The organism is Streptomyces sp. NPDC027672, from assembly GCF_055566335.1.
Window position 1 is genome coordinate 301,546 of sequence record NZ_JBVHSO010000004.1, and the last position, 24,128, is coordinate 325,673.

Here is a 24,128-nt window from a genome sequence, read left to right on the forward strand (position 1 = left end):
CCGGCGCCCGGCCGGATCGCCGGTCTGAACATGACAGGAGGAGCCACCTTGTCGAACGATGTCGCGCCCAACGGCGAACGGTCCCCGGCGGATGCCGCCGAACGGCCGCGCGTGCTGGTCATCGGCGGCAAGCTGAAGCTGGTGCGCAAGGCCCGCGAACTGGGTCTGGACGTGGTGCACGCCCAGTACCCGAACGCCTACGACAGCGGTCACTGGCCCTATGTCGACCAGGCGCTGCTGGTCGACTACGGCGACATCGACCGGCTGCTGCCGCTGGCCGCTTCGCTGCACGAGGCGTACCCGTTCCAGGCGGCCGTGTCGCTGTTCGAGCTGGGGCTGCTGCCGGCGGCGCGGATCAACGAGGCGCTCGGCCTGAGCGGCGAGTCCGTCGACACCGTGGAACTGCTGCTGGACAAGTGGCGGATGCGCCGGCACCTGGCCGCCAAGGGCATCAGCCCGGTGGCCTCCGCGATCGGCCGTTCCCCGCAGGACCTGCGGGAGTTCGCCGCGGCGCACGGCTTCCCGGTCATCGTCAAGCCGGTCCGCGAGTCGGGCAGCGTGGGCGTGTTCTGCGTCCGCGAACCGGCCGACGTGGACGCCGTGGCCGAGCGGTACCGCTCCCTGGACGACGCCGACTGGGCCACCGGGGACCTGTTCAGCGACGACTCCTTCGAGGAGTTCCTCATGGAGGAGTACCTGGACGGCCCGGAGGTCAGCGTGGAGACGCTGAGCTTCGACGGCCGGCACGTGGTCGTCGCGGTGACCGACAAGGAGGCCTTCGGCGGCGGCTCCGGTTTCGTGGAGCTGGGCCTCACCCAGCCCAGCCGCGCCCCGCAGGAGACGCTGCGCGAGGTCACCCGGCTGGTGACGGACTTCCTGGACGCGGTGGGGCTGCGCAACGGACCGGGGCACACCGAGATCCGGCTGACCTCGCGCGGCCCGCGGATCATCGAGTCGCACAACCGCATCGGCGGTTACGCGCTCAACGAGATGGTGGAGTCCGCCTACGGCGTCGACATGGAGCGGTACGCGCTGGGCATCAGGTTCGGCCTGGTGGAGCCGCTGGCCGAGTCGCCGACGCCGCGCGGCGGGGCGGCCCTGCGGGCGCTCACCCCGGAGCCCGGCCGGGTCGTGGAGATCACCGGCGTCGAGGCCGTACGCGCGGACCCGGCCTTCGTCGACCTGCATCTGAAGGTCCGGCCCGGCGACGAGGTGCGGCCGCTGACCTGGAACGAGGACATCGGCGGGTACGTCGTCGCCCGGGGCGCCGACGCCGCCGAGGCGATCGCCCACAGCAAGCGGCTGGCCGAGGCCATCCACGTGCGCACCGAGCCCATCACGTGAACACCGCGCCGGACCGGTCGAGCGTCGCCGAGCCGCGATTCCGCGACGCGCTGCGCGGCCTGCCCGGCCGGGTGTGGATCATCAGTCTCGGCATCCTGGTCAACCAGGTCGGCAACTTCCTGCCCGTCTTCATCGTGCTGTACCTGACCGAGCGGGGCTATTCCGCCGGTGCCGCCGGGCTGGTGCTGGGCGCCTCCGGGGTGGGCAAGGTGCTCGGCAACGCGGTCGGCGGCTCGCTCGCCGACCGCATCGGCCGGCGGTGGACGATCGTGCTGTCCGCGGTGACCACCACCGCCCTGACCGCGGTCGTGCCGTCCCTCGGCCCGCTGCCGCTCATCGTCGTGGTGGTCGGTCTGATCGGCGTGACCTCGCAGATCTACCGGCCGGCCGCGTCCGCCGTGCTGGTCGACTCGGTCTCGACCAACCAGCAACGCCTCGCCGCCTTCGGGGTGTTCCGGTTCGCGATGAACCTCGGCTCCGCCCTCGGCGGGGTCATCGGCGGCGTGCTGGCCAGCACCTCGTACACGGAGCTGTTCCTCGGCAACGCCGCCGCGTGCCTGCTGTTCGGCGTGGTCGTGGGGCTGCTGCTGCGGGACGCTCCCGGGCCGCGGGCCGGGCAGGACGACGCGGACGCCCGGGCCGACAAGGCGGTGGGGTACCGGCGGGCGCTCGCCGACCGCGCCCTGGTGCGCTTCCTGCTGATGACCGTGTTCGCCGAGTTCGTCTACGTCCAGTCCACCGTCGCCCTGCCGCTGCACGTCGACGCCGTGGGCCTGGGCGAACGCGACTTCGGCCTGCTCATCGGGCTCAACGGCCTGCTGGTGCTGATCCTCGAACTGCCGCTGACCGGCCTGGTCGCCCGGTTCCGGCCGGAGTACGTGCTGGCCGTCGGCAACCTGCTCATCGGCGCCGGTCTCGCGCTGACCGGGCTCATGACCACCATGGGGCTGCTCGCGGCGACGGTGCTGCTGTGGACGTTCGGCGAGATGATCTCCACCTCCGTCGCCCAGGCGTACCTGGGCAGCCTGGCCCCGCCGCGGCTGGTCGGGCGCTACCAGGGCCTGTACGGCGTCGCGTACACGACCGGTACGGGCGCAGGACCGCTCGTCGGCGGCGCCGTGTACGCGATCGGGCCGTGGGCGCTGTGGACCCTGGTCGGTGCGGCCGGGCTGGTGGCCGCCCAGCTCTGCCTGCCGCGCCGCCGTCCGGCGGCCGCGGTGGCCGAACCGGAATCCTGACCTGGGGGTCGTATCCCTGATGGTCCTGAACGGACAGGAGTGAACTCGTGAGTGACTTCGAAGGACTGGTCGCGCTCGTCACCGGCGGTGCCTCGGGCATCGGGCTGGCCACGGCGGAACTGCTGCGCAGCAGGGGTGCCCGGGTCGCCGCGCTGGACCTGAAGCCGGACGGGCTGCCGGACGGCATCCTGGGCGTGCAGGCCGACGTCACCGACGACGCCCAGGTCAAGTCCGCGGTGGACTCGGTGGCCGAGCGGTTCGGCCGACTGGACGTGGTGGTGAACAACGCCGGGATCGGCGCGGTCGGGGACGTCGCCGCGAACAGCGACGAGGAGTGGCTGCGCGTCCTGGACGTCAACGTGGTCGGGATGGTCCGGGTCGCCCGGCACGCGCTGCCGCACCTGCGGCGCTCGCCGGCCGCGGCGATCGTGAACACCTGCTCGATCGTCGCCTGGGCCGGGATGCAGCAGCGGACGCTGTACTCGGCCAGCAAGGGCGCGGTGTACGCGCTGACGCTGGCCATGGCGGCGGACCACGTCCGCGAGGGCATCCGGGTCAACTGCGTCGCCCCGGGCTCGGCGGACACCCCGTGGATCGACAGGTCGCTCCGCCAGGCACCGGACCTCCAGGCCGCGCGGGACGCGCTGAACGCGTTCCAGCCGATGGGCCGTCTGGTCACGGCCGAGGAGGTGGCGGGCGCGATCGCCTATCTGGCGAGCCCGCTGTCGGGCGCCTCGGTGGGCACCGTCCTGGCCGTGGACGGCGGCATGCACGGCATCCGGCTGCGCCCGCCCGCCGGACAGTAGACCCGCGGGAACCTCGCGGCGGACCGCCGCCGACGACCTCGTACGACCCGGAGCAGCATGATGAGCCAGCAGTCCGCCGAACAGACCGGCCCCGAGGCCGCCGCCCGGCCGCCGCGGAGCAGTCTGTGGCGGCACCGCTCCTTCCTGCTGCTCTGGTCCGGGGAGACGGTCTCCCAGACCGGGGCGCAAATCTCGCTGGTGGCGGTGCCGCTGACCGCGATCAGCGCCCTGCACGCCGGACCGACCGAGGTCTCCTTCCTGACCGCGTTGCAGTACGCGCCGGTGCTGCTGATCACGCTGTTCGCCGGGGCGTGGCTGGACCGGCACCGGCGCAGGCCCGTGCTCGTCGCGACCAACCTGGTGCGTTTCCTGCTGATCGCGCTGATCCCGGTCAGCTATCTGACCGATTCCCTCTCGCTCGGCCTGCTGTACCTGGTGACGTTCGTGATCGGGCTGCTGACCGCGGTCTCGGACGTGGCGTACCTGGTCTATCTGAACTCCCTGGTCTCGCGGGAGCAGTTGATCGAGGCGAACGCGAAACTGGAGGGCGCCTACTCGATCGCGCAGATCGGCGGGCCCGGCCTCGGCGGTGTGCTGGTGCAGTGGGTGACCGCGCCGGTGGCGCTCCTCGCCAACGCCGGGACCTATCTGCTCGCCGCCCTGACGTTCCTCGGCATCCGCGCCCCGGAGACGGTGGCGGAGGCGGAGCGCGAACGGCCGCGGCTGCGCACCGAGATCGCGGACGGGCTGCGGGCGATCTTCGGCCACCGGGTGCTGCGGCTGCTGGCCGTCCAGTCGGCGGCCTACAACCTGTTCGAGCAGATCGTGCTCACGCTGTACCTGCTGTTCGGTGTCCGCGAACTGCGGCTCTCGGCGGGCGAGCTGGGGGTCATCCTCACCACGGCCAGCGTCGGCGGTCTGGGCGGCGCGCTGCTCGCCGGGCGGGCGGCGAAGGCCCTCGGCATCGGCCGGTGCATCGTCGGCTCGATGGTGGTCGCCGCGGCCGGTCTGGTGGTGGTCCCGTTCGCCCCGGCCCGGCCCGCGGTCGCGATCCCCCTGCTGATCGGCGGCTTCGTGGTGTACGGGTTCGGCCTGGGCATCTTCAACGTGCACTCGCTGACCGTGCGCATCGCGCTGGCCCCGGCCGGCCTGCTGGGCCGGATCACCGCGACCTTCCGCCTGATGATCTACGCCACGATCCCGGTCGGCGCGCTGCTGGCCGGCGCGCTCGGCAACCTGGCCGGCATCCGCACGGCGATCACGCTGGGCGCGGTACCGCTGCTGGGGCTGTCGGTGCTGTTCTGGTTCAGCGCGGTACGCCACGCCGAGATCCCGGCGGACGGGTCGGACGGCGAGAGCGGTGGCGAGAGCGGCTGAGCGGGGTGCCGCCGGTCAGGGCCGGGCCGGCAGACGCCACTGCGTGAGGTCGGCGACGCCGCCGGCGAGCGTGCTGTCCGCGAGCAGGGCGGCGAGGTACTCCTCGTTGCGGGCGTGGACGTCCTCCCGCGCGGCGGTGAGCGGGCTGTCCGCGGCGAGGTCGAGCAGCCACAGCGGCCGCAGGACGGCGCCGCGCCACACCTTGGCCTTGGTCGCCTTGAGCCCGGCGTGTATCCACCGCACGCCCCGCCCGGCCGCCCACCGCAACTGCTCGTAGTACAGCACGTTGAAGTACTCGTAGGCGCCGCGCAGCCGCGTGTAGTCGAAGCCGGCCCAGCGCAGGAAGACGGTGTCCCCCCACACGTAGTACAGGCAGAAGCCGACGGGGGTGTCGTCCAGGGTGCACAGGGCGACCATGGCGGCGTCGCCGAGGGACCGCTCGTGGTTGCGGAACGAGGTGAGGTCCTCGTCCGGCGTGGCCTGGAAGCCGTACTTGGCCTCCGTGCGCACCGCGAGCGGCGCGATGTCCGTGCTGCACTCCCGCAGCGGCAGGTGCCGGATCCGGTAGCCCGCCGCGCCGAACGCGGCGATCTCCTTGCGGACGGCGGTGCGCCGCTTCGCGGTCAGGGTGGCGATCCAGGCGTCGAACCCGCCCTCGGGGACCGGCAGCCAAGCGTCGGCCTCCAGCAGCACGGCGGGCGCCGGCACGCCCGCCGCCCGGAGCAGCCGGACGTCCTCGGTGCTCAGGTACATCGCCACGCAGCCCCGCTCCCCGGCCCGCGCGCGGACGCCGGCGAGCAGGCGGGCGACCGCGCCGGGGTCCGGCTCGGGCGTGGCCCGCAGCAGGTGCGTCTGGTAGCCCTCGCGCGGGCCGGCCAGCAGTCCGTCGGCGGCGAGCAGCGGCAGGGAGCGGTCGGCGAGCTGGGCGTTCCAGTCGTACGGCGAGCCCTTCAGGTCCGTCCCGTGGAACAGCGGGAGCGCGAGCGCGTCCGGGCCGTCGCCGGCGACCACCGCTTCGACCTCTCCGGCGTGTTCGGTGGCGCAGAAGTCGAGCCAGTCGGCGCTGGAGTAGAAGTTGCGTCCCGTCAGTTGGTCCCAGCCGGCCCGCGAGATGGTGTCGGGACTCCATCGGTCAGACATGCTCCGCCTCCCCCGTCAGCGCCACATCACGGCGTGGACCTTATCGGCCAACTGGGGGGAACGCCACAGGCGCAGGTGACGGCTCGGTCAGCCGACGCAGAACTCGTTGCCCTCGGGGTCGCGCATCAGCACCCAGAAGCCGATGGGCTCGTCCACCTCGCGGACGACCTTGGCGCCGGCGTCGACCAGCCGGGCGACGTGCCGGGCGATCCGCTCCTGGCCGGCCGGTGAGCGGTGGCCGTCGGGGTGGCTGATCTGGACGTCGAGGTGGACGCGGTTCTTGACCTCCTTGTCCTCGGGCACCTTCTGGAAGAGCACCCGGGGGCCGTCGCCGTCCGGGTCGACCACGGCGGCGAGCGTGTCCCAGCGGTCCTCGGGCAGGTCGATGGAGCGCGCGAACTCCTCCCAGGACGCGTGCGGCGGCGGTGGCGGCTGCACCACGTAGTCCAGTGCGACGGCCCAGAACTCCGCCTGTTCGCGGGGGTTGCGGGCGTCGAAGGTGACCTGTGCGCGGATCGCCATGACGATGTCCAGGGTGTGGTGGGGAACGGCCCGGCCCCGGCGGGGCCGGGCCGGCCTGACCCGTTCATCGTGCACCGCCGGGCGGCACCGCCCAAACGCCGCTACTCCTTTCGGGCGATGACGGCGCCATTCGCCCCGGGTCCGTCGAACGGCACGGTCCGCACCGCGCGGAAGCCCGCGTCGCGCAGCCAGCCGCCGTACTCGGCGGCCGTGTAGTTGCGCCCCCAGGTCCCGGCCAGCATGTTCATGCTCATCAGGGCGGCGTCCAGCGGGCCGGTCCGGTCGTCGTCGACCAGCAGTTCGCTGATCACGATCAGTCCGCCCGGCGGCAGCGCCCGGTGGCAGGCGGCGAGCAGCCGCCGGTTCCGCGGCTCGTCCCAGTCGTGCAGGATCATGGAGAGCAGCACCGTGTCGTGTCCGGCGGGCAGTCCGGGGTCGGCGAAGAAGTCCCCGGGGTGCGTGGAGATCCGTTCGGACAGGCCCGCCGCCGCCACCCGTTTCCCGGTGTACGCGCACACGTGCGGCAGGTCGTAGACGGTGGTGCGCAGGTCCGGGAAGCGGCGGCACAGCTCGATGGCGAAGGCGCCGCCGCCCCCGCCGACGTCGAGCAGCCGGCGGCTCCCGGTCAGGTCGACGGCCGCGCCCAGGGCGCGCGCGGTGAGGCTGGACAGCGGGAACAGGCCGTCCCAGAAGGCGGTGGACCGGTTCTCCTCGTCGAAGATGCGGTCCTGCTGCTCGGGCGCCCAACGGCTGGGGGTGTCGGAGCGCAGGGCCTCGGTGATCCGCAGCCAGCCGGGAGTGGTGTGGTCGCGGACCATGAGGATGTAGTCGCCCAGGTAGTGCGGGCGGGCGCGGACCAGGTAGGTGTCGGCGTCCGGGCCATTGCGGTAGCGGGGGCCCGCGGCGGGGCCGTCCGGGGGCGCTGTGCCGTCGGTCCGCAGCAGGCCGAGTGCGGCGCAGGCGGTCAGCAGCACCTCGGCCGGGCGCGCGCCCAGGCCGAGCCCGGCGGCCACTTCCGGGGCGGTCGCGCCGTCGGTGGCGGCGAGCCGGGTGAACAGGCCGATCTCCACCGCGGCGGCCAGGGTCTGCGCCGCCCACATGCCGCTGGTGATCCGCAGCAGCCCGGCCGGGCCGGGTGGCGCGGCGTCCGGGGACCTCGTCGGCTCAGTCATCGTTCTCCTCTTCCGCGGCCGGGCCGCCGAACCGCACCCGCACCTGGTCGAAGACCACGTGCCGGCCGTTCTCGAAGTGCCGTTCGGACTCGCCGGCCAGGTGGTAGACGGGGTGCCGGGCGAGTTCGGCCAGGACGGCCCGGAACTCCAGCCGGGCCAGGCCGGCGCCCAGACAGTGGTGGATGCCGTGACCGAAGCTCAGGTGCTGGTGGGAGGTGCCCCGGTCGAGGGAGAAGCGGTCGGGGTCGGGGAACTTGGCGGGGTCCCGGTTGGCCGCGTCCAGCAGCAGCACGACCCGGGAGCCGCGCGGGATCGTCGTACCCGCGATCTCCACGTCACGGGTGGTGACCCGGGTGAACCGGTCGGTCGGGCACCAGCGGCGCATCGTCTCGTCGCCGACCACGGGGATCAGTTCGGGTTCGGCGCGCAGCCGGCGCTGGACGTGCGGGTTGCGGGCCAGGTTCCACAGCATCCGGCTGATCGTGTTGAGGGTGGTCTGGTGGCCGGCGATGCACAGCGACACGATGATCGAGTGCAGCCGCTCCTCCTCCAGCGGCTCGCCGTCGACGGTGGTGCGGGCGAGCCGGGCCAGGTAGTGGTCGCCGGGGTCGGCGCGGGCCGCGCGGACCTCCTCGGCCAGCAGGTCGCGGAACTGCGGCCAGAAGCCGTCCGCGTCGCCGTCCCGGGACAGGCGCTGCCACAGGTTGCTGGTCAGATCGCGGACCTTGTCCCGGGCGTTGCCGGACAGCCCGATGGCCAGGGCGAGGACCCCGATGGCCAGCGGGTGGGCCAGTTCGGAGACGAAGTCGCCGTGGCCGCGGGCGGCCATCGGGCCGATCAGTTCGGCCGCCAGGGCGGTGACGGCGTCCTCCAGCCGGCGCACCTCCTCGTTGTGCAGCGGCGGCGCCATCAGCCGGCGCAGCTCGCCGTGTTCGGGCGGGTCGAACTCGATCGGTGAGAACAGGGGCATCCCGGCGGCCCTCGGGTGGAACACACCCGAGCCGGAGCTGAAGACGGTGTGGTCCTTCAGGGCCGCCCGGACGTCGTCGTGGCGCGACAGGATCCACAGCCCGCCGTGCGCCGGGGTCCAGCCGACGGCTGAGCGCTCCCGGATCAGGCGGTTGACGTCCTCGGCCAGGTCGGGGGTGTACTCGGGGTCGTGCCAGTCGAACTCCCGCACCAGGCGGTCGACGGCGTCCTGTCGTGCCGTGGTCATCGGTGGCTACTCCTCCTCGTCGGCCCGGGTCACGGTGGCCGCCTCGGCCGTCTCGGTCGTTTCGGCCGTCTCGGCGGACTGGGCCGTCTCGGCCGCCTGCCGGGCCAGTTCCTGGGCCAGGAAGCCGGCGAGCGAGGCGACCGTCGGGTTGCTCCACAGGATCGTCGGCGGCAGGTCGATGCCGAACCGGCGGTTGAGCCGGACCCGCAGGCCGACGGTGAGGACGGAGTCGACGCCGAGGTCCACGAGCGGGCGGTTGGCGTCGATGTCCGCGGCGGGCAGGTTGAGTTCGGCGGCGACCTGCTCGTTCACCTCCGCGAGGGCCTGCTCGGCGAGTTCGTCGCCGGTCAGCGAGAACCAGTCGACGGCGCCGCCCGGGACCGCCGCGTCGTCCTCGGCGGCACTGGTCAGTTCGCTGAAGACCGGCAGCCGCCGCTCGGGCAGCACGCGCAGGACGGCGTAGTACGGGCTGTCGAAGCGGTCCGCGAACGACCAGGCGCGGAAGGCCTCGGCGATCGAGATGCTGCCCAGGCCCCGGGACTCCGCCTCGATGGTGGTGGTGCCGGCGGTGGTCTCGGCCATGCCGGCGCCCCGCCAGGAGGTCCAGGCCAGGCTCACGGTCTCGGTGGCTCCCTGCGCCCCGCGATAGGCGGCCAGTCCGTCCAGGAAGGAGTTGGCCGCCGCGTAGCTGGCCTGGCCGGTGAGCCGGGCGAGCTGGCCGCAGGAGGAGAAGAACACCATGAAGTCGAGCGTGCCGGGCGGGAACATCCGGTGCAGGTTCATCGCGCCGAGCATCTTCGGGGCCATGGCCTGGTGCAGTCCGGCCCGGTCCACGTGGTCGACCAGAGCGTCGGCGACCACGCCGGCGGCGTGCACGACACCGCGGATCGGCGGCAGGTCCAGGGCGGAGGGGTCCAGGGCGGCGGCGACCCGGTCCGCGTCGGCGATGTCCAGGGCGAGCACCCGGACGGTGGCCCCGAGCGCCTCCAGGGCGAGGACGGCGTCGATCCGGCGGCGCACCGCCGGGTCCTCGACCCGGTCCCAGCCGGAGCGCGGCGGCAGACCGCCGCGGCCGGCCAGGACCAGCCGGCGGGCGCCCCGTTCGACCAGGGAGCGGGCGACCTCCAGGCCGAGCGCGCCGACACCGCCGGTGATCAGGTAGGTGCCGTCGGGCCGGCACCGCACCCCGCCGGACCCGGCGGGCCGGTCGATCCGGGTGAGCCGGGCCACGAAGACGCCGTCCTTGGTGAGCGAGACGACGTCCTCCGCGCCGGGCAGCGCGGACAGCACCCGCAGGACGCGGGCGGGGGTGTCGCCGTCGAAGTCCGACAGTTCGGCGTCGACGTCGAGCACGCCGCCCCACAGGTCGGTGCGTTCGCCCGCGGTGATCCGGGAGATGCCCCACAGCGGGGCGTGGGCGAGCGAGCTCTGCCGGCCGGGGTGGCGGACGCCCTGGGTGAGGCACCACAGCCGCAGCGGCGACTCGGTATCGGGGTCGGGCCGTTCGGCGAGCCGGCGGCCGAGTGCCTGGACCGCCTCGATCAGGCTCCAGGAGCAGCGCTCGGCGGCCTCCTCCGGTGTCTCGTCGGGCAGTTGGCGGGGCGGGGCGACGAGCAGCACGCCGGGCTCGTCGAGGGAGAGTTCGGCGATCTCGGTGGCCGAGGCGAGGCGGCGGCAGCGGACCCCGGAGTCGCCCAGGTCGCGGGCGAGGGCCTCGGTGACGGCCGGGTCGCCGAGCAGCAGCAGCCGGGCGGGCCGGACGCCCTCCTTGGCCTCCACGGGCCGCCAGGCGATCTCGTGCACCAGCTCGCGGGGCGCCATGATGCCGCCGGGGCGGTCCTGGACCACGGTGTAGCGCAGTCCGGTCACCTCGCAGACGACCTGGCCGCTGTCGTCCGCGATCCGTACGTCGATGGTGGTGTCGGGGTCGGTGGCCGAGCGGACGGTGTGCACGGTGATGCGCGGCGGCGGGTCGCCCCGGTAGGCGATCGCCTCGATGTGCGAGGAGGTGCGCAGCGAGGTGGCGTCCTCCTTGGTGACCAGTACGCCGCTGACGGTGAGGGCGCCGTCGATGACGGCGGTCCAGCTACTGGGGTGCAGCTTGGGCTCGTGGTCGATGACGACGGTGGCGAGCTGTTCGCGGTCGTTGCGCCGCAGTTCGGTGACCACCCACGGGAAGGTGTAGCCGTCGACGCCCATGTTGCGGAACATGGTGTCGACCCGGGTCCACGTCCACTCCTCGGGGCAGCGGTCCCTGATGGCCTGGACGTCCTCCAGCGGGCGGGCGCCGACGACGGCGCCCCGGTCGACGGTGGCGGTGGTGTGGGTCAGCCACTCCAGTTCCTGGTGGGCGTCGTCGCCCGCGTCGCGCCGCAGGCAACTGGCGAGCCGGGCCTGGTTCTGGTCCAGCACGATCTGGACGACGCGGGGCGGCTGGGCGGCGAGCGGGGTGCGGAAGACGATGTCCCTGAGGCCCGGGCGCCGGTCGCCGTCGGTGGCGGCGGTGACGAAGGTGTGCAGCACCACGGAGGCGGGCACGGTCTCGACGCCGACGACCTTGTGACTCTGCGCGTAGGGGCGGCAGTCCATGTCGAGGTGGGTCTGCCAGACCTGCTGGGCGGGCGAGCCGGCGACGGTCATCCGGCCGCCGAGCAGGGTGTGGGTGTCCGGGTCGTGGCCGCGGCCGTGGCTCTCGGCGGGGCTCTCCGGGAAGATCCAGTACGGCCGGTGCTGCCAGCGGGTGGTGGGCAGCGGGAGCAGTTCGCCGTGCCGGCCGGGCCAGCGGACGGCGACGCCGTGGCAGTGCAGTTCGGCCAGGGCCCGCAGCAGGGTCGGCACGCCCGGGGTGTCCCGCCGCATGGACACGGCGACGTGCAGGTCGTCGACGCCCAGGTGTTCGGCGGTCTCCCGGACGGACTGCGCGACCACGGGGTGCGAGGAGACCTCCAGGAAGACCCGGTGGCCGTCCTCGACGGCGGCGGTCACGGCCTGCGCGAAGCGGACGGGCGCGCGCAGGTTGGTGCGCCAGTAGTCGCCCGCGCGCGGTGCGGTGCCGCGCGGGTCGGTGAGGGCGCTGCTGTAGAGGGTGGTGTGCGGGGTGCGGGCGGTGAGCTGCCGGGCCGCCTCGGTGACCTCGTCCAGGACCTCGTCCACGTGCGGGCTGTGGAAGGCCACGTCGGTGTCGACGCGGCGGACCTCGATGCCGACCGAGGTCCACTCGGTGACGAGGTCCCCGATGGCGTCGGCGTCCCCGGAGACCACGGTGGAGCGGGGGCTGGCGCAGATGGCGGCGACGAGGCCGTCCCAGCCCTCCAGGTGCTGTTCGACGTCGTCCAGCGCCTCGCCCACCAGCGCCATGCCGCCGCGGCCGGCGATCCGTCCCAGCGCACGGGCGCGCCGGCAGGCGAAGCGGGCGGCGTCGGCCGGATCGAGGGCGCCGGCGGCGACGCAGGCGGCGATCTCGCCGACCGAGTGGCCGATCACGGCCTTCGGGACGAGGCCGCGCGCGGTCCAGGTCTCGGCGAGGGCGACCTGGACGGCGAAGGTCATGGCCTGGACGACGGTGACGGTCCAGGGGCCGCCGTCCTCGATCACCTGGCGCGGGGTCCAGCCCAGTTCCTCCTGGAAGACCCCGGCGAGGGCGTCGACGGCGCGGGCGAAGACGGGTTCGTCGCGCAGCAGGTCGCGGCCCATGCCGGTCCACTGGGCGCCGTGGCCCGAGAACACCCAGACGGGGCCCTCGGCGGTGGGCAGGGCGCGTCCGGTGACCACCTCGGGGGCGCGGCCGCCGGCGGCCAGGACGTCCAGTCGGGCGGCGAGTTCGGCGCCCGTCCCGGCCACGACGGCGGCCCGCACGTCGAGGTGGGAGCGGCGGTGGGCGAGGGTGTGGGCGACCGCGTCCGGGGCGGCCCCGGGATGGGCGCGCAGCCAGCCGGCGACGGCCCCGGCGAGATCCCGCACCCCCGCGTCGGACATCGCGGACAACGGGAACACCCGCGGCCCGGCCCCACCGTCCGCCTCCGGCCCGGCCTCACCGGCGACCGGCTCCGGGACGGCGGCGATGGCTGCCGGCTCTTCGACGGTGACGGTGGCTGCCGGCTCCGGGACGGCCCCGGCGGTGGCTGCCGGCCGCGCGGTCGTGCCGACGGATGACGGCTCCGCGGCCGTGCCGGCGGGCGACGGCTGCGCGGCGGTCCCCGTGCTCGGTGGTTCCTGGAGGATGACGTGGCTGATGGTGCCGCCGACGCCGTAGCTGGAGACACCGGCGCGCCGCGGGCCGTCGTGGGCGGGCCACTGCGTGGTCTCGGCGAGCAGGCGCAGTCCGTTGTCGCCGAAGCCCAGCTCCGGGTCGGGCTCCCGGTGCACGCTGGGCGGCAGCGCGCGGTGTTCCATGGCCAGCACGGTCTTGATCACTCCGGCGATCCCGGACGCGGCCTCGACGTGACCGATGTTGGGCTTGAGGGTGCCCACCAGGCAGGGGTCGCCGGCGGTGCGTTCGGCGCCGAAGACGGCGGCCAGCGCGTGGATCTCGGCGCGGTCGCCGGCCTGGGTGCCGGTGCCGTGCGCCTCGACGTAGTCGACGGAGCGCGGGGAGATCCGGGCGCGGGCGTAGATCTCGCGGAGCATGTGCTCCTGGGCCGCGCCGCTGGGCGCCATCATGCCGTCGGACCGGCCGTCCTGGTAGACGCCGCTGCCGATGACGAGACCGCGCACGGGGTCGCCGTCGCGGCGGGCGTCGGACAGCCGCTTGAGGACGACGACGCCGGCGCCCTCGCCGCGTCCGTAGCCGTCGGCGGCGCGGTCGAACGCCTTGCTGCGGCCGTCCGGGGAGGTCGCGCCCGCCGCGTCCAGGGCGACGTTCAGCGCGGGGCTGGCGATGATGTTGACGCCGCCGACGAGCGCGACCGGCGCCTCACCGAGGCGCAGGCCCTGGCAGGCGACGTGCAGGGCGGTCAGCGACCCGGCGCAGGCGGTGTCGACCGCCATGCTCGGTCCCTTGACGTCGAGGAAGTAGGAGATCCGGTTGGCCATGCCGTAGAACGTCGTGCCGTTGACGGCCCAGGCGCCGGTGCGCGACAGGTCCTCCAGCAGCCGTCTGCCGTAGTCGTTGGAGTTGGCGGACATGTACACCCCGGCGCCGGTGCCGCTCAGCGAGAGCGGCGGCACCCCGGCGTCCTCCAGGGCCTCCCAGGCCAGCTCCAGCAGGATACGCTGCTGGGGGTCGAGGTACTCCGCCTCGCGGGGCGTGATCCGGAAGAACTCCGCGTCGAAGCCCTCGATGTCGTCGAGGTACATGCCCTTGCGGGTGGTCCGGCGCAGGACGGCGGTGGCGTCCGGGCTCTGCGCCGCGTACGGGTCCCAGCGCTTGGCGGGCATCTCCCCGACGGAGCCGCGCCCGGCGAGCAGCGACTCCCACAGGAGCGCCGGGCCGGTCAGATCGGGGGCGAACCGGCAGCTCATCCCGATGATCGCGATGGGCTCCTCCGGCTGCCGAGCCTCGTACTCGTTCACGTGCCCTCCGCTCCGGTTGGTGTTCTCGTCCGTTCCGTTCACGCCGAGACGCCGTTCGCGTCCAGCCGCCGGCGCAGGCTGAGCGGACGCATGTCCGTCCAGACCTCGGCGATGTGGTCGAGGCAGAGCTGCCGGGGGCCGTCGAAGCCGGTCCGGGTCCACCCCGCCGGGACCTCGCGGTCCGTGGGCCAGATCGAGTACTGCTCCTCGGCGTTGACCACGACGTGGTACTGCTGTTCGTCGGTCATGTGCGCACCTTCCGGTGTGTGGGGCGGTCGGGGGGCTGGCGGGCGTCAGGAACGGGCGCGCGGCACGATCGGCGGCAGCCGGTCGGTCCGGCCGCCCCGCTCGCCGGCGCGGGCGACGCGCTCGGCGAGGTCGGCGAGGGTGTCGGCCGCCATCAGTTCGTCCAGGGGCAGGCGGACCGCGAAACGTTCCTCTATCCGGGTCTGGAGCCGGGCGGCGAGCAGCGAGTCGCCGCCCAGCTCGAAGAAGTTGTCGTCGGCGCCGACCCGTTCGACGCCGAGCAGGCCGGCGATAAGCACCGCCAGCCCGAGGGCGGGTTCGCCGTGCGGTGCCCGGTAGGGGCGGGAGGGGCGCCAGGTGCGCCAGTCGGCGGGCGGCAGGGCCCGGCGGTCGATCTTGTCGGAGGTGTTGACCGGCAGTGCGTCCATCAGGACGTACGCCACCGGGACCATGAAGTCCGGCAGGTGCCGGGCGGCGTGCGCGCGCAGGTCGCGCAGCCCCACCGGTCCGTCGGTGACGAGGCAGGCGACGAGCTGGTGCTGGCCGTCCTCCGGCACGCCCACCACGCACACCCGGGTGACGCGGGGATGGCGGGCGAGCGCCCATTCGACCTCGCCGACCTCCACCCGGTGGCCGCGGATCTTCACCACGTCGTCGATGCGGCCGCGGTGTTCCAGGACGCCGTCGGGGCGCAGCCGGCCGGCGTCCCCGGTGCGGTAGAGCCGGCCGCCGGGCGGTCCGTAGGGGTTGGGGCGGAACTTCCGCGCGGTGAGCGCGGGGTTGCCGAGGTAGCCCAGCGACAGCGCGGGCGAGTCCACCCACACCTCGCCGATGGCGCCGGGGGCGACCGGGGTGATGCCGTCCTCCTCCAGCAGGTGCACGGTGACGCCGGGCAGCGGCCTGCCGACGGGCGGCGGCGCGGTCCGCTCGGCGGCGGTGGCGGTCGCCGGGGTGCGGCGGTCCTCCCAGGGGTGCAGGGAGTTGGCGATCTGGAACGCCTCCAGCGAGCCGTAGGACACGGCCACCTCGAACGGCAGGCCCGCGGGCGCCCAGCCGTTGAGCTTGTCGCCGCCGAGGGTCATCAGCCGCAGCGCGGTGCCGGCGGGCCAGTCGAGGCACTGGAGGGTCTCGCCGACCGGGGTGATGACGAAGGCCTGGGTGATCCGGTTCTCCAGCAGCCAGGCGCGCAGGGCCGGCGGGGAGGCGACCGTCTCGGGTTCGGCGATGTGCAGGGAGGCGCCGGCCCACAGCAGCATGCACACCTCGTGGACGGCGATGCCCGCGCCGGCGGGCGCCAGCCAGGAGCCGCGGTCGGCGGAGGTGGTGCGGTTGACGGCGACCCCGGTGGCGACCCCGTGGGTGAGCCAGCGGTGCTGGGCGAGCACGATCTTGGCGCGGCCGGACGAGCCGGAGGTGTGCATGGCGAAGGCCAGGTCGTCCTGGTGGAGCGCGATGCCGGGGTCGCCGGGGTCGCCCGGGTCGGCGGCCAGGTCGTCGACCGGCAGCAGCGGCACCGTCCGGGGCGGGTCGCCGCCGTCGCGGGCGCCGGTCAGGACGACGGCGGGCGCCGCCGTGGCAAGGGCCCGGGCGGTCCGCTCGGCGGGGGCCTTCGGGTCCAGCGACATGCAGACCGCACCGGTCTTGAGGACGGCGAGCATCGCGACCACCCACTCGACGGACCGGCCGAGGTGCACCCCCACCACGGAGCCGCGCCGCACCCCGTGCGCGGTCAGGCGGGCGGCCAGCACATTGGCCCGGCGGTTGAGTTCGCCGTAGTCGAGCCGCTCGGCGCCGCGGGTGATCGCGAGGGCGCGCGGACGGGTCCGGGCGTGCTCCTCGACCATCGCGGGGACGGTGCGCTGCATGGGACGTGCTCCCTCGGTCGGCGGGGGTGTCGGAAACGCGGCGGTCCGGCCGCGCGGTGCCGGTCGGTACGGCCGGAGTGCTGCCGGTGTCGGTACGGCCGGAGCGTTGGTCGGTACGGCCGGGGCGGTGCAGGTCGGTGGGGCCCGGGAGTCGGCGGTACGGCACCGGCACCGGTCCGGCCGTACCGTGCGGCCGGTCAGTGCTGGTCGTCGTCCAGCGCGGCGAGCATGGCGTCGATCTCGGCTTCGGAGAGCGTGCCGAGCCAGTCCGCGTCCGGGACGTCGATCCCGGCCCGGGGCGCGCGGCCCGCCTCGTCGAGCGCGTCGGCCATCTCCTGGAGACCGGGCCGCAGGAACAGCGTCTCCATCGGGATCTGGGCGCCCAGTTCGGTGTGGATGCGGGAGACGAGCTGGACCACCATCAGGGAGTGTCCGCCGAGTTCGAAGAAGTTGTCCTCGGCGCCGATGCCGCGGCCGCCGGTGTCCAGCAGCTCGGCCCAGATCGCCGCGAGGGCCTCGGCGGTCGGCCCCCGGGGCGGGGTGACCGGCTCGTGGGCGCGTTCCTCCTCCCGGCGCAGCGCCAGGAGCGCGCGTTCGTCCAGCTTTCCGTTGCGGGTCAGGGGCAGCTCCGGGACCACCAGGACGGTGGCCGGGACCATCCACTCCGGCAGCGTGCGCAGCAGGGCGCGGCGCACCCGGGTGGGGGTGAGGCCGGCGCCCTCCGCGGGGACGGCGCAGGCGAGCAGGGTCTTTCCGCGCCGCCGGTCGTCGGTGACGAAGACCGCGCCGGCCGCCACGCCGTCCAGGCGGAGCAGCGCGGCCCGGACCTCGCCGAGTTCGATGCGGTGGCCGCGGATCTTGTGCTGCTGGTCGGTCCGGCCGAGGTGGACCAGTTCGCCGTCGCGGCGGCGCACCGCGAGGTCTCCGGAGCGGTACATCCGGGCGCCGGGGACGGGGCTGTAGGGGTCGGGCAGCATCCGGGCGGCGGTCAGCGCGGGCGCGCCCTGGTAGCGCAGGGCCACTCCCCCGCCGCCGACGAAGATCTCGCCGGGCAGCCCGTCGGGCACCGGCTGGAGTTCGTCGTCGAGCAGGTACAGGGACAGGTGGGGCAGCGGGCCGCCGATCGGGGAGGCGGCCCGGGCGGTGTCGGCGGCGGTGACCGGGCGGACGGTGACGTGCACGGTGGTCTCGGTGATCCCGTACATGTTGACCAGCCGGGGCCGGCGGTCGCCGAAGGCGGCGAACCAGTCGGCGAGGGCGGCGGGGTCGAGGGCCTCGCCGCCGAAGACAACGGTGCGCAGGGCGGCGGGCAGCCGGCCGGCGGCGACCGCCACCGTGGCCAACTGGTGGAAGGCGGACGGGGTCTGGCTGAGCACGGTCACGCCCGCCTGGTCGAGCAGGTCGAGGAAGGCGTCGGGGGCGCGGCTGGTCCACTGCGGGACGACGACGAGCCGGCCGCCGTACAGCAGGGCGCCCCACAGCTCCCAGACGGAGAAGTCGAAGGCGTAGGAGTGGAACAGCGTCCACACGTCGTCCGGGCCGGGGGCGAACTCCGGTTCCGCGGCGGCGAACAGGCGCAGCACGTTGCCGTGGGTGACGACGACGCCCTTGGGCGTGCCGGTGGAGCCCGAGGTGTGGATGACGTACGCGGGATCGCCGGGGCCGGTGTCCGTGGCCGGCCAGGTCACGGGGGCGACGGCGAGCGGTGCGGCCGCCCAGTCCAGGGCGAGGGCGGCGGGTGCGGACTCGGGCAGCCGGCCGGCCAGGTGGGGGCTGTGTACGACGAGGGGCACGGCGCAGTCGGCGAGCTGGCGCGCGGTGCGCTCGGCCGGGTTGTCCGGGTCGACCGGCAGGTAGGCGGCGCCGCTGGCGAGGACGCCGAGGACGGCGGTGACCAGGTCGTGGGTGCGGTCCGTCAGCAGGGCGACGACGCTGCCGGGGCCGACGCCCCGCGAGCGCAGGACCCGCGCGAGCCGGCCCGCGCGCTGTTCGAGTTCCCGGTAGGTGAGGCCGCCGTGTTCGTCGCTGACGGCGACGGCGTCCGGCCGCCGCGCCGCCTGGGCGGCGAACCGCGCGTGCAGGGTGCCGGTGACGTGCTGGGCGGCCGGGTCGGGGCCGCGGGTCACGGCGGCCCGTTCGGCGGCGTCGAGCAGGGGTACGGCGGCGAGCGGACGGTCGGGATCGGCGGCCGCCGCGGTCAGCAGCCGGGTGGTCCAGCGGGCGAGGGCGGCGACGGTCTCCGGGTCGAACAGCTCGTCGTCGTAGGGCAGATAGCCGACCACCCGGTCGTCCTCGCACCACAGCTCGGCCATCAGGTCGAAGTGGGTGGCGCCGCCGTCCAGGTCCGCGAACTCCACGTCGAGTCCGGGCAGCCGGGGCGGGGTCGGGGCGCTGTCGCGGAGGCTGAAGGAGGTCTGGAAGACGGGGGTGACGCCGGGCGCCCGGTCCGGCTGGAGTTCGCGCACCAGCATGTCGAAGGGCAGGTCCTGGTGGGCCAGGGCGCCGGTGAAGGCGTCCCGGGTGCGGCGGATCAGCTCGCGCAGCGAGGGGCGGCCGTCCAGGCGTACCCGGACCGGCAGCCAGTTGAGGAAGTAGCCGACCATGCGCTGCTGCGCGGCGCCGAGCCGGCCGGCCACGGGCACCCCGACGACCAGGTCGTCCTGGCGGGTGAAGCGGGCCAGCGCGGCGCTGTAGCAGGCCAGGAAGGCGACGTTGAGCGTGGTGTCGTTCTCCCGCGCGAGCCGGCGCAGCCCGGCCACCGGACCGGGCGGGAACTCCACCCGGTGGAAGCTGCCCCGGCTGCCGCGGACGGCCGGCCGGGGCCGGTCGACGGGCAGGTGCAGTACGCCCGGAGGGTCCGCCAACTGCTCACGCCAGTAGTCCAGTTGGCGTTTGAGGCGGTCGCCGTCCAGGGTGCGGCGCTGCCAGTACGCGAAGTCCGGGTAGTGCAGCTCCAGCGGTTCCGAGCGGTCGGGCGCGCCGCGCTCCACGGCGTACGCCTCGCCCAGGTCGGCCAGCAGGATGCCCAGCGACCAGTAGTCGGAGACGATGTGGTGCTGGACGATCAGCAGCAGGTGGTCCTCGTCGCCGAGGCGGTACAGGCGGCAGCGCAGCAGCGGGCCGGTGGCCAGGTCGAAGGGCTCGGCGAGGGCGGCCGAGGCGCGCTCGCGGGCCGCGCGTTCCGGGTCGGCGGCCGTCCGGCAGTCCTCGACGGCCAGCGGTGTGTCCATGGTCTCCAGGACCACCTGGCGGGGGCCGTCCGGGCCGGGCCTGAGGACCGTGCGCAGTCCCTCGTGGCGTGCGGTGACCCGGGTCAGCGCGCCGCGCAGCGCCCCGGTGTCCAGCGGGCCGCGCAGGCGCAGCGCGGTCGGCACATGGAAGATCTCCCGGTGGGTGAGCAGCTCGTTCATGAACCACAGCCGCTCCTGCTCGAAGGAGGCGGGTATGTCGGTGAGTCCGGCCGGCCGTCTGCTCAGGCCGGGCAGCTCGTCCTGGTCCTCCTCGTCGTCCCGCGCCAGGAGGCGCAGGACGAGTGCGCGCCGCTCGGGTGCGAGAGCGGCCAGCCGCCGCTCCAGCGCCTCGTCGAGGCGCGCGTCGTCCGGTCTCCCGGTCATCCCCCCACTCCTTTCCGGTTCTGTGCCCGCCGTGCCGGACCGCCCCCGGGCGCGGGCGCCGTCCTCGGACGCGGGCGCTCTCCCCGGGCGCGCGCGCCGTCCTCCGGCGCGCGTGCCGGCCCCGCGCACCGCGCCGTCCCACCCCACCGGGACCCGCGGGTCCGGTGTCACCGCCCCGGCCTCACCGCGCGGTGAAGCCCCCGTCGACCGTCAGCGCCGCGCCGGTGGTGCCGGCCGACTCCGGGCCCGCCAGCCAGAGGCAGGCCGCGGACACCTCCTCCGCCGAGACCAGCCGGCCGATCGGGTGGAACGAGGCGGAGCTGCGTTCGTAGTCCTCCAGCGAGGCGCCCATGGCCGCGGCGACCGCGGCCGTGCTGGACGGCTCGGCCCGGTCCCCGGCGGCCACCGTGCTCGGGCAGACCGCGTTGACGCGGATGCCGAGGCGGCCGTACTCCAGGGCGAGGGCCTTGGTCAGGCCGATCACCGCGTGCTTGGACGCGACGTAGGCGGAGTACATCTCGTAGCCGACCAGCCCGCCCACCGAGGCGGTGTTGACGATGGCACCGGAGCGCTGGGCGGCCATGGCCGGCAGCACGGCCCGGCAGCACCGCCAGGTGCCGTTGAGGTTGACGTCCACGACCAGTGTCCAGTCCTCCTCGGTCAGTTCGTGTGAACGGACCCCGCCCGGGGTGAGCAGGCCGGCGTTGTTGAGCAGGATGTCGATCCGGCCGAACTCGTCGAGTCCGGCGGCGACCGCCGCGTCCACGGCGGCCTGGTCACGGACGTCGGCGACGGCGGTGACCACCCGCGCGCCGAGGCGCCGGCACTCGGCGGCGGTCTCCTCCAGTTCGCGGCGCCCGGCGCTCGCGTGGGGCCCGTCCTCCTGGCAGCGGTCCAGCAGCAGCAGGTCCGCGCCCTCCCGGGCGAACAGCAGTGCGTGCGAGCGGCCCAGCCCGCGTGCGGCGCCGGTGATCGCGGCGATCCGTCCCTCGATCCGCATGCCCGTCCCCCCGTCCGTTCAGCCCGCCGCGCGCACGGCGGCGCACGGAAGGGGAAACGGAAGGGGAACACGGGGGAATACGGTCCGCCAGGACGGCGGCGCGACTTCGTTGCGGTGGACGGACCGGTGCGCGTCTTCGGGCGGATAAAGCGGGCGGCGGTGTTTCGGCGCCTCGATCAGCATGCGTTCCTCGACCCTGTGTTTTCCGGTGGTGACAATGACCAGAGGATCGGACGGCCGTACGGCTTGGCTCTCGATCGGCGGATACGCGGAAAGGACTTCCCGGGCCACGGAACACCGGGGCACACTTCGCACGTTCAACCCATCTGGGCTCCCCCCGCCCGCACGTCCTCAACGTCCGCTCAGAAATGGCCCTTCGAAGGCCACAGCACGCAGTGACAGCCGCCAGTAGAACAGGTGCCCCAGGGGCCGTCAAGGTCATCGGCGGGCCCCGCGACAGCCTTGCGCGACGGACATCGGCCGTCTAGCCTCGCCGTCTACACAGACGGCACGGTACGCCTCCACCCGAATCCGGGAGTTCCGTCGGTGCGCCAATTCCCGCCGGTATCCGCGGTCGTGCCCCCACCATGATCGCGGTCGATCCGATTCCGCTTAGAGAATGCCGTTCGTGCCGGCCGAAGGAATCCGCGAGGCGGATGAATACACGTCTCGGGGGGAACAGTCGGCTCATGGAAACCGCGCCCGCCGGCCTCCGGCGGAATCCCGTTCTCCGGTCCGTGGGCGGAATGCCGTTCTCCGGTCCCCGGCGGAATGCCGTTCGTATCCAGACGTCCTGAGAGGTGAGACCCCGATGCCGGACCGCACCAGCCTGCGGGTCGCCGAACTGTACGCACGCGTGCTGAACAAGGAACACGTCACCGACAGCGACGACTTCTTCCTGCTGGGTGGCACCTCGCTGACCGCGCTGGAACTGCTCGACGCCATCGACGAGACCCTCGGCGTGCGTCTGCCGCCGCGCACGCTCTACTGGGCGACCGTCGTGTCCGAGCTGGCCGAGGAGATCGACGCCCGGCTCGCCGTGCCCACGGAAGGAGCCTGAGATGCGGCTGTCGCGCCCGCCGTTCGCACCGGTGGCGTTCAAGGACGCGGACCTGCTCGACTCCGCCTACTACGCCGCGGGGGACCCGCACGCGGTGTGGGCCGGGCTGCGGGAGACGGACCCGGCCTACCGCTGCGACCCGGGGGACGGCCGCGAGCCCTTCTGGGTGCTCACCCGGTACGAGGACGTCGCCCGGGTGCTGAAGGACCACCGCACCTTCTCCTCGCGGCGCGGCACCATGCTGTGCATCATCGACCTCAGCATGCCGGACTTCGCGTCCGACGAGATGATGCCGGACACCGATCCGCCGCGCCACCGGCTGCTGCGCGAGCCGGTCAGCAGGGCGCTCACCCCGCGCGCGGTGGCCTCCCAGGAGGTCGCGCTGCGCCGGATCGTACGCGAACTGCTCCGACCGGCCCTGGACGGCGGGGTGTTCGACCTGGCGCAGGCCGCGCTGATGTTCCCGATGGCCTTCACCGGCACCCTGATGGGGCTGCCCCGGGACCACTGGCGGCGCATGGCCGAACTGACCACGACGACCATCGCCTACGACGACCCTGACTACTCCCTGGGCGATCCGCGCAAGACCCTCCGGCTGGCCCACCACGAACTCTTCGACCTGTTCCGCACCGAGGTCCGCGACCGCCTGGCCGCCGGCGGACAGGCCGGCGATCTCATCGGCATCCTGCGGTCGATGACCGTGGACGGCGAGCGGCTGACCGAGCAGCAGCTCATCCTCAACTGCTACGCGCTGCTGCTGGGCGCGAACGTCACCACACCGCACGCCACCGCCACCCTCGTGCTGGCGATGGCCGAGCACCCGGAGCAGTTCGAGGCCGCCCGCAGGGACCCGGAGCTGCGCCGGCCCCTGGTGCAGGAGACGCTGCGCTGGTCGTCCCCGGCGAGCCACTTCATGCGCTACGCGCTGCGGGACGTGGAGCTGCACGGGCGCACCATCCGCGAGGGCGAGCCGGTCAGCGTGTGGCTGGGCTCCGCCAACCGCGACGAGCGGGTGTTCGAGCGGCCGTACGAGTTCGACGGGACCAGGACCGGCAACCGGCACCTCGCCTTCGGGGTGGGGCCGCACTACTGCGTCGGCGCCGGGCTGGCCACCCTCGGCCTGGAGGTGTTCCTGGACGAGCTGCTGGAGCTGGTGGAGCGGGTGGAGCCGGCCGGTGAACCGGTGCACCTGGCCTCGAACTTCGTCGCCGGCTACAAGCACCTGCCGGTCCGGCTGACGCCCCGCGCGCCGGTGCGGGGGCCGGCGTGAGCGCCCGCGCCGGGGCCTGGTTCGACAACCGGTTCCGGCGTCCGGCGGCGTCGGCCACGCTGTACTGCTTCCCGTTCGCGGGCGGCACGGCCACCTATTACGCGCCCTGGGCCGAGGTGTTCGCCGCCGGCACGGAGCTGGTCCCCGTCCAGCCGCCGGGCCGCGGGCCCCGGATGGGCGAGCCCGGCCCGGCGAGCATCACGGAGATGGCGGACGCGCTGGCGCCGCTGATCGCCGCGGCGCCGACCCGGCCGCTGCTCTTCGGGCACAGCATGGGCGCCATCACCGCCTTCGAGGTGGCCCGGCGGCTCGCCGCGCTGGGACGCCCGGCGCGGGCGCTCTTCGTCAGCGGGCGGCCCGCACCGCCGATCACCCGGCCGCTGACGCCGGTGTCGGACCTGCCGCGCGCGGAGTTCGTGCGCATGCTCCGGGAGTACGGGTCGGCTCCCGAGGCGGTGCTCGCGCACGAGGAACTGCTCGATGTGCTGCTGCCGATGATGCGCGCCGACTTCGCGCTGATCGAACGGTACGCGTACGTTCCGGGACCGCCGCTCGACTGCCCGGTGCACGCCTGGTGCGGCGACGGCGACCCCGAGGTCCGGGCCGAGGACATGGCGCCGTGGGCCGAGCAGACCACCGGCCCGTTCGAGCTGACGGTCCTGCCGGGCGGTCACTTCTTCCTGTCCGACCACCACGAGCTGGTCGCGAAGTCGGTGCTGCGCGCGGCCGGCTGAGCAGCCGGCGGAG

Annotated in this window: 16 protein-coding genes; 7 read left to right on the forward strand and 9 right to left on the reverse strand. The window is 74.2% G+C overall.

Going from position 1 to position 24,128, the window contains the following annotated elements:
* Positions 1–48 precede the first annotated feature (48 nt).
* Genes ACZ4SV_RS12535 through ACZ4SV_RS12550 form a run of 4 tightly spaced genes read left to right on the forward strand, consistent with a single transcriptional unit; the run spans position 49 to position 4,765 of the window.
* Positions 49–1,344 carry an ATP-grasp domain-containing protein gene (locus tag ACZ4SV_RS12535; RefSeq protein ID WP_468003765.1) on the forward strand — a complete coding sequence of 432 codons (1,296 nt, stop codon included), beginning with the start codon at positions 49–51 and terminating at the stop codon, positions 1,342–1,344.
* A complete protein-coding gene (locus tag ACZ4SV_RS12540; protein WP_397939161.1) occupies positions 1,341–2,582 on the forward strand; it encodes an MFS transporter in 1,242 nt (413 codons plus the stop codon). Before ACZ4SV_RS12535 ends, ACZ4SV_RS12540 begins: the two co-directional genes overlap by 4 nt.
* A 47-nt stretch (positions 2,583–2,629) precedes the next feature.
* Complete coding sequence (locus ACZ4SV_RS12545) at positions 2,630–3,388, forward strand: SDR family NAD(P)-dependent oxidoreductase (RefSeq protein ID WP_468003768.1); 759 nt, start codon at positions 2,630–2,632, stop codon at positions 3,386–3,388.
* A gap of 57 nt (positions 3,389–3,445) precedes the next feature.
* The gene (locus ACZ4SV_RS12550) at positions 3,446–4,765 is read left to right on the forward strand and encodes an MFS transporter (protein WP_468003770.1); all 1,320 of its coding nucleotides are present in this window, start codon (positions 3,446–3,448) and stop codon (positions 4,763–4,765) included.
* A 15-nt stretch (positions 4,766–4,780) separates the two neighbouring features.
* Here ACZ4SV_RS12550 and ACZ4SV_RS12555 read toward each other — a convergent pair whose 3' ends face one another.
* The 9 genes from ACZ4SV_RS12555 to ACZ4SV_RS12595 form a co-directional block, all read right to left on the reverse strand.
* Positions 4,781–5,905 carry a GNAT family N-acetyltransferase gene (locus tag ACZ4SV_RS12555; RefSeq protein ID WP_468003772.1) on the reverse strand — a complete coding sequence of 375 codons (1,125 nt, stop codon included), beginning with the start codon at positions 5,903–5,905 and terminating at the stop codon, positions 4,781–4,783.
* Positions 5,906–5,992: 87 nt separating this feature from the next.
* Positions 5,993–6,427 carry a VOC family protein gene (locus ACZ4SV_RS12560; RefSeq protein ID WP_365878515.1) on the reverse strand — a complete coding sequence of 145 codons (435 nt, stop codon included), beginning with the start codon at positions 6,425–6,427 and terminating at the stop codon, positions 5,993–5,995.
* A gap of 101 nt (positions 6,428–6,528) precedes the next feature.
* Positions 6,529–7,599, reverse strand: coding sequence for a methyltransferase (locus ACZ4SV_RS12565; RefSeq protein ID WP_468003775.1), 1,071 nt, complete (start codon positions 7,597–7,599; stop codon positions 6,529–6,531).
* A complete protein-coding gene (locus ACZ4SV_RS12570; protein ID WP_468003777.1) occupies positions 7,592–8,815 on the reverse strand; it encodes a cytochrome P450 in 1,224 nt (407 codons plus the stop codon). The genes ACZ4SV_RS12565 and ACZ4SV_RS12570 overlap by 8 nt, the downstream gene beginning before the upstream one ends.
* 6 nt (positions 8,816–8,821) lie before the next feature.
* Positions 8,822–14,326 carry a type I polyketide synthase gene (locus ACZ4SV_RS12575; protein WP_468003779.1) on the reverse strand — a complete coding sequence of 1,835 codons (5,505 nt, stop codon included), beginning with the start codon at positions 14,324–14,326 and terminating at the stop codon, positions 8,822–8,824.
* 38 nt (positions 14,327–14,364) lie between these two features.
* On the reverse strand, positions 14,365–14,574 hold the full coding sequence (locus ACZ4SV_RS12580) for an MbtH family protein (protein WP_365878506.1): 210 nt from the start codon (positions 14,572–14,574) through the stop codon (positions 14,365–14,367).
* A gap of 45 nt (positions 14,575–14,619) precedes the next feature.
* Positions 14,620–16,437, reverse strand: coding sequence for a non-ribosomal peptide synthetase (locus tag ACZ4SV_RS12585; protein WP_468003782.1), 1,818 nt, complete (start codon positions 16,435–16,437; stop codon positions 14,620–14,622).
* A gap of 197 nt (positions 16,438–16,634) precedes the next feature.
* Positions 16,635–20,051: an amino acid adenylation domain-containing protein gene (locus ACZ4SV_RS12590; RefSeq protein WP_468003784.1), complete on the reverse strand. Its 3,417-nt coding sequence runs from the start codon at positions 20,049–20,051 to the stop codon at positions 16,635–16,637.
* 181 nt (positions 20,052–20,232) lie between these two features.
* A complete protein-coding gene (locus tag ACZ4SV_RS12595; protein ID WP_468003786.1) occupies positions 20,233–21,051 on the reverse strand; it encodes an SDR family oxidoreductase in 819 nt (272 codons plus the stop codon).
* 811 nt (positions 21,052–21,862) lie between these two features.
* On the opposite strand from ACZ4SV_RS12595, the gene ACZ4SV_RS12600 reads away from it, so the two are divergent.
* The 3 genes from ACZ4SV_RS12600 to ACZ4SV_RS12610 are packed head-to-tail and all read left to right on the forward strand — an operon-like array spanning position 21,863 to position 24,115.
* Positions 21,863–22,111, forward strand: coding sequence for a phosphopantetheine-binding protein (locus tag ACZ4SV_RS12600; protein ID WP_365879383.1), 249 nt, complete (start codon positions 21,863–21,865; stop codon positions 22,109–22,111).
* 1 nt (position 22,112) lies between these two features.
* Positions 22,113–23,381 (forward strand): cytochrome P450, encoded by a 1,269-nt coding sequence (locus ACZ4SV_RS12605; RefSeq protein WP_468003789.1) that lies wholly within the window; start codon positions 22,113–22,115, stop codon positions 23,379–23,381.
* A complete protein-coding gene (locus ACZ4SV_RS12610; protein ID WP_468003791.1) occupies positions 23,378–24,115 on the forward strand; it encodes a thioesterase II family protein in 738 nt (245 codons plus the stop codon). The genes ACZ4SV_RS12605 and ACZ4SV_RS12610 overlap by 4 nt, the downstream gene beginning before the upstream one ends.
* Positions 24,116–24,128 lie beyond the last annotated feature (13 nt).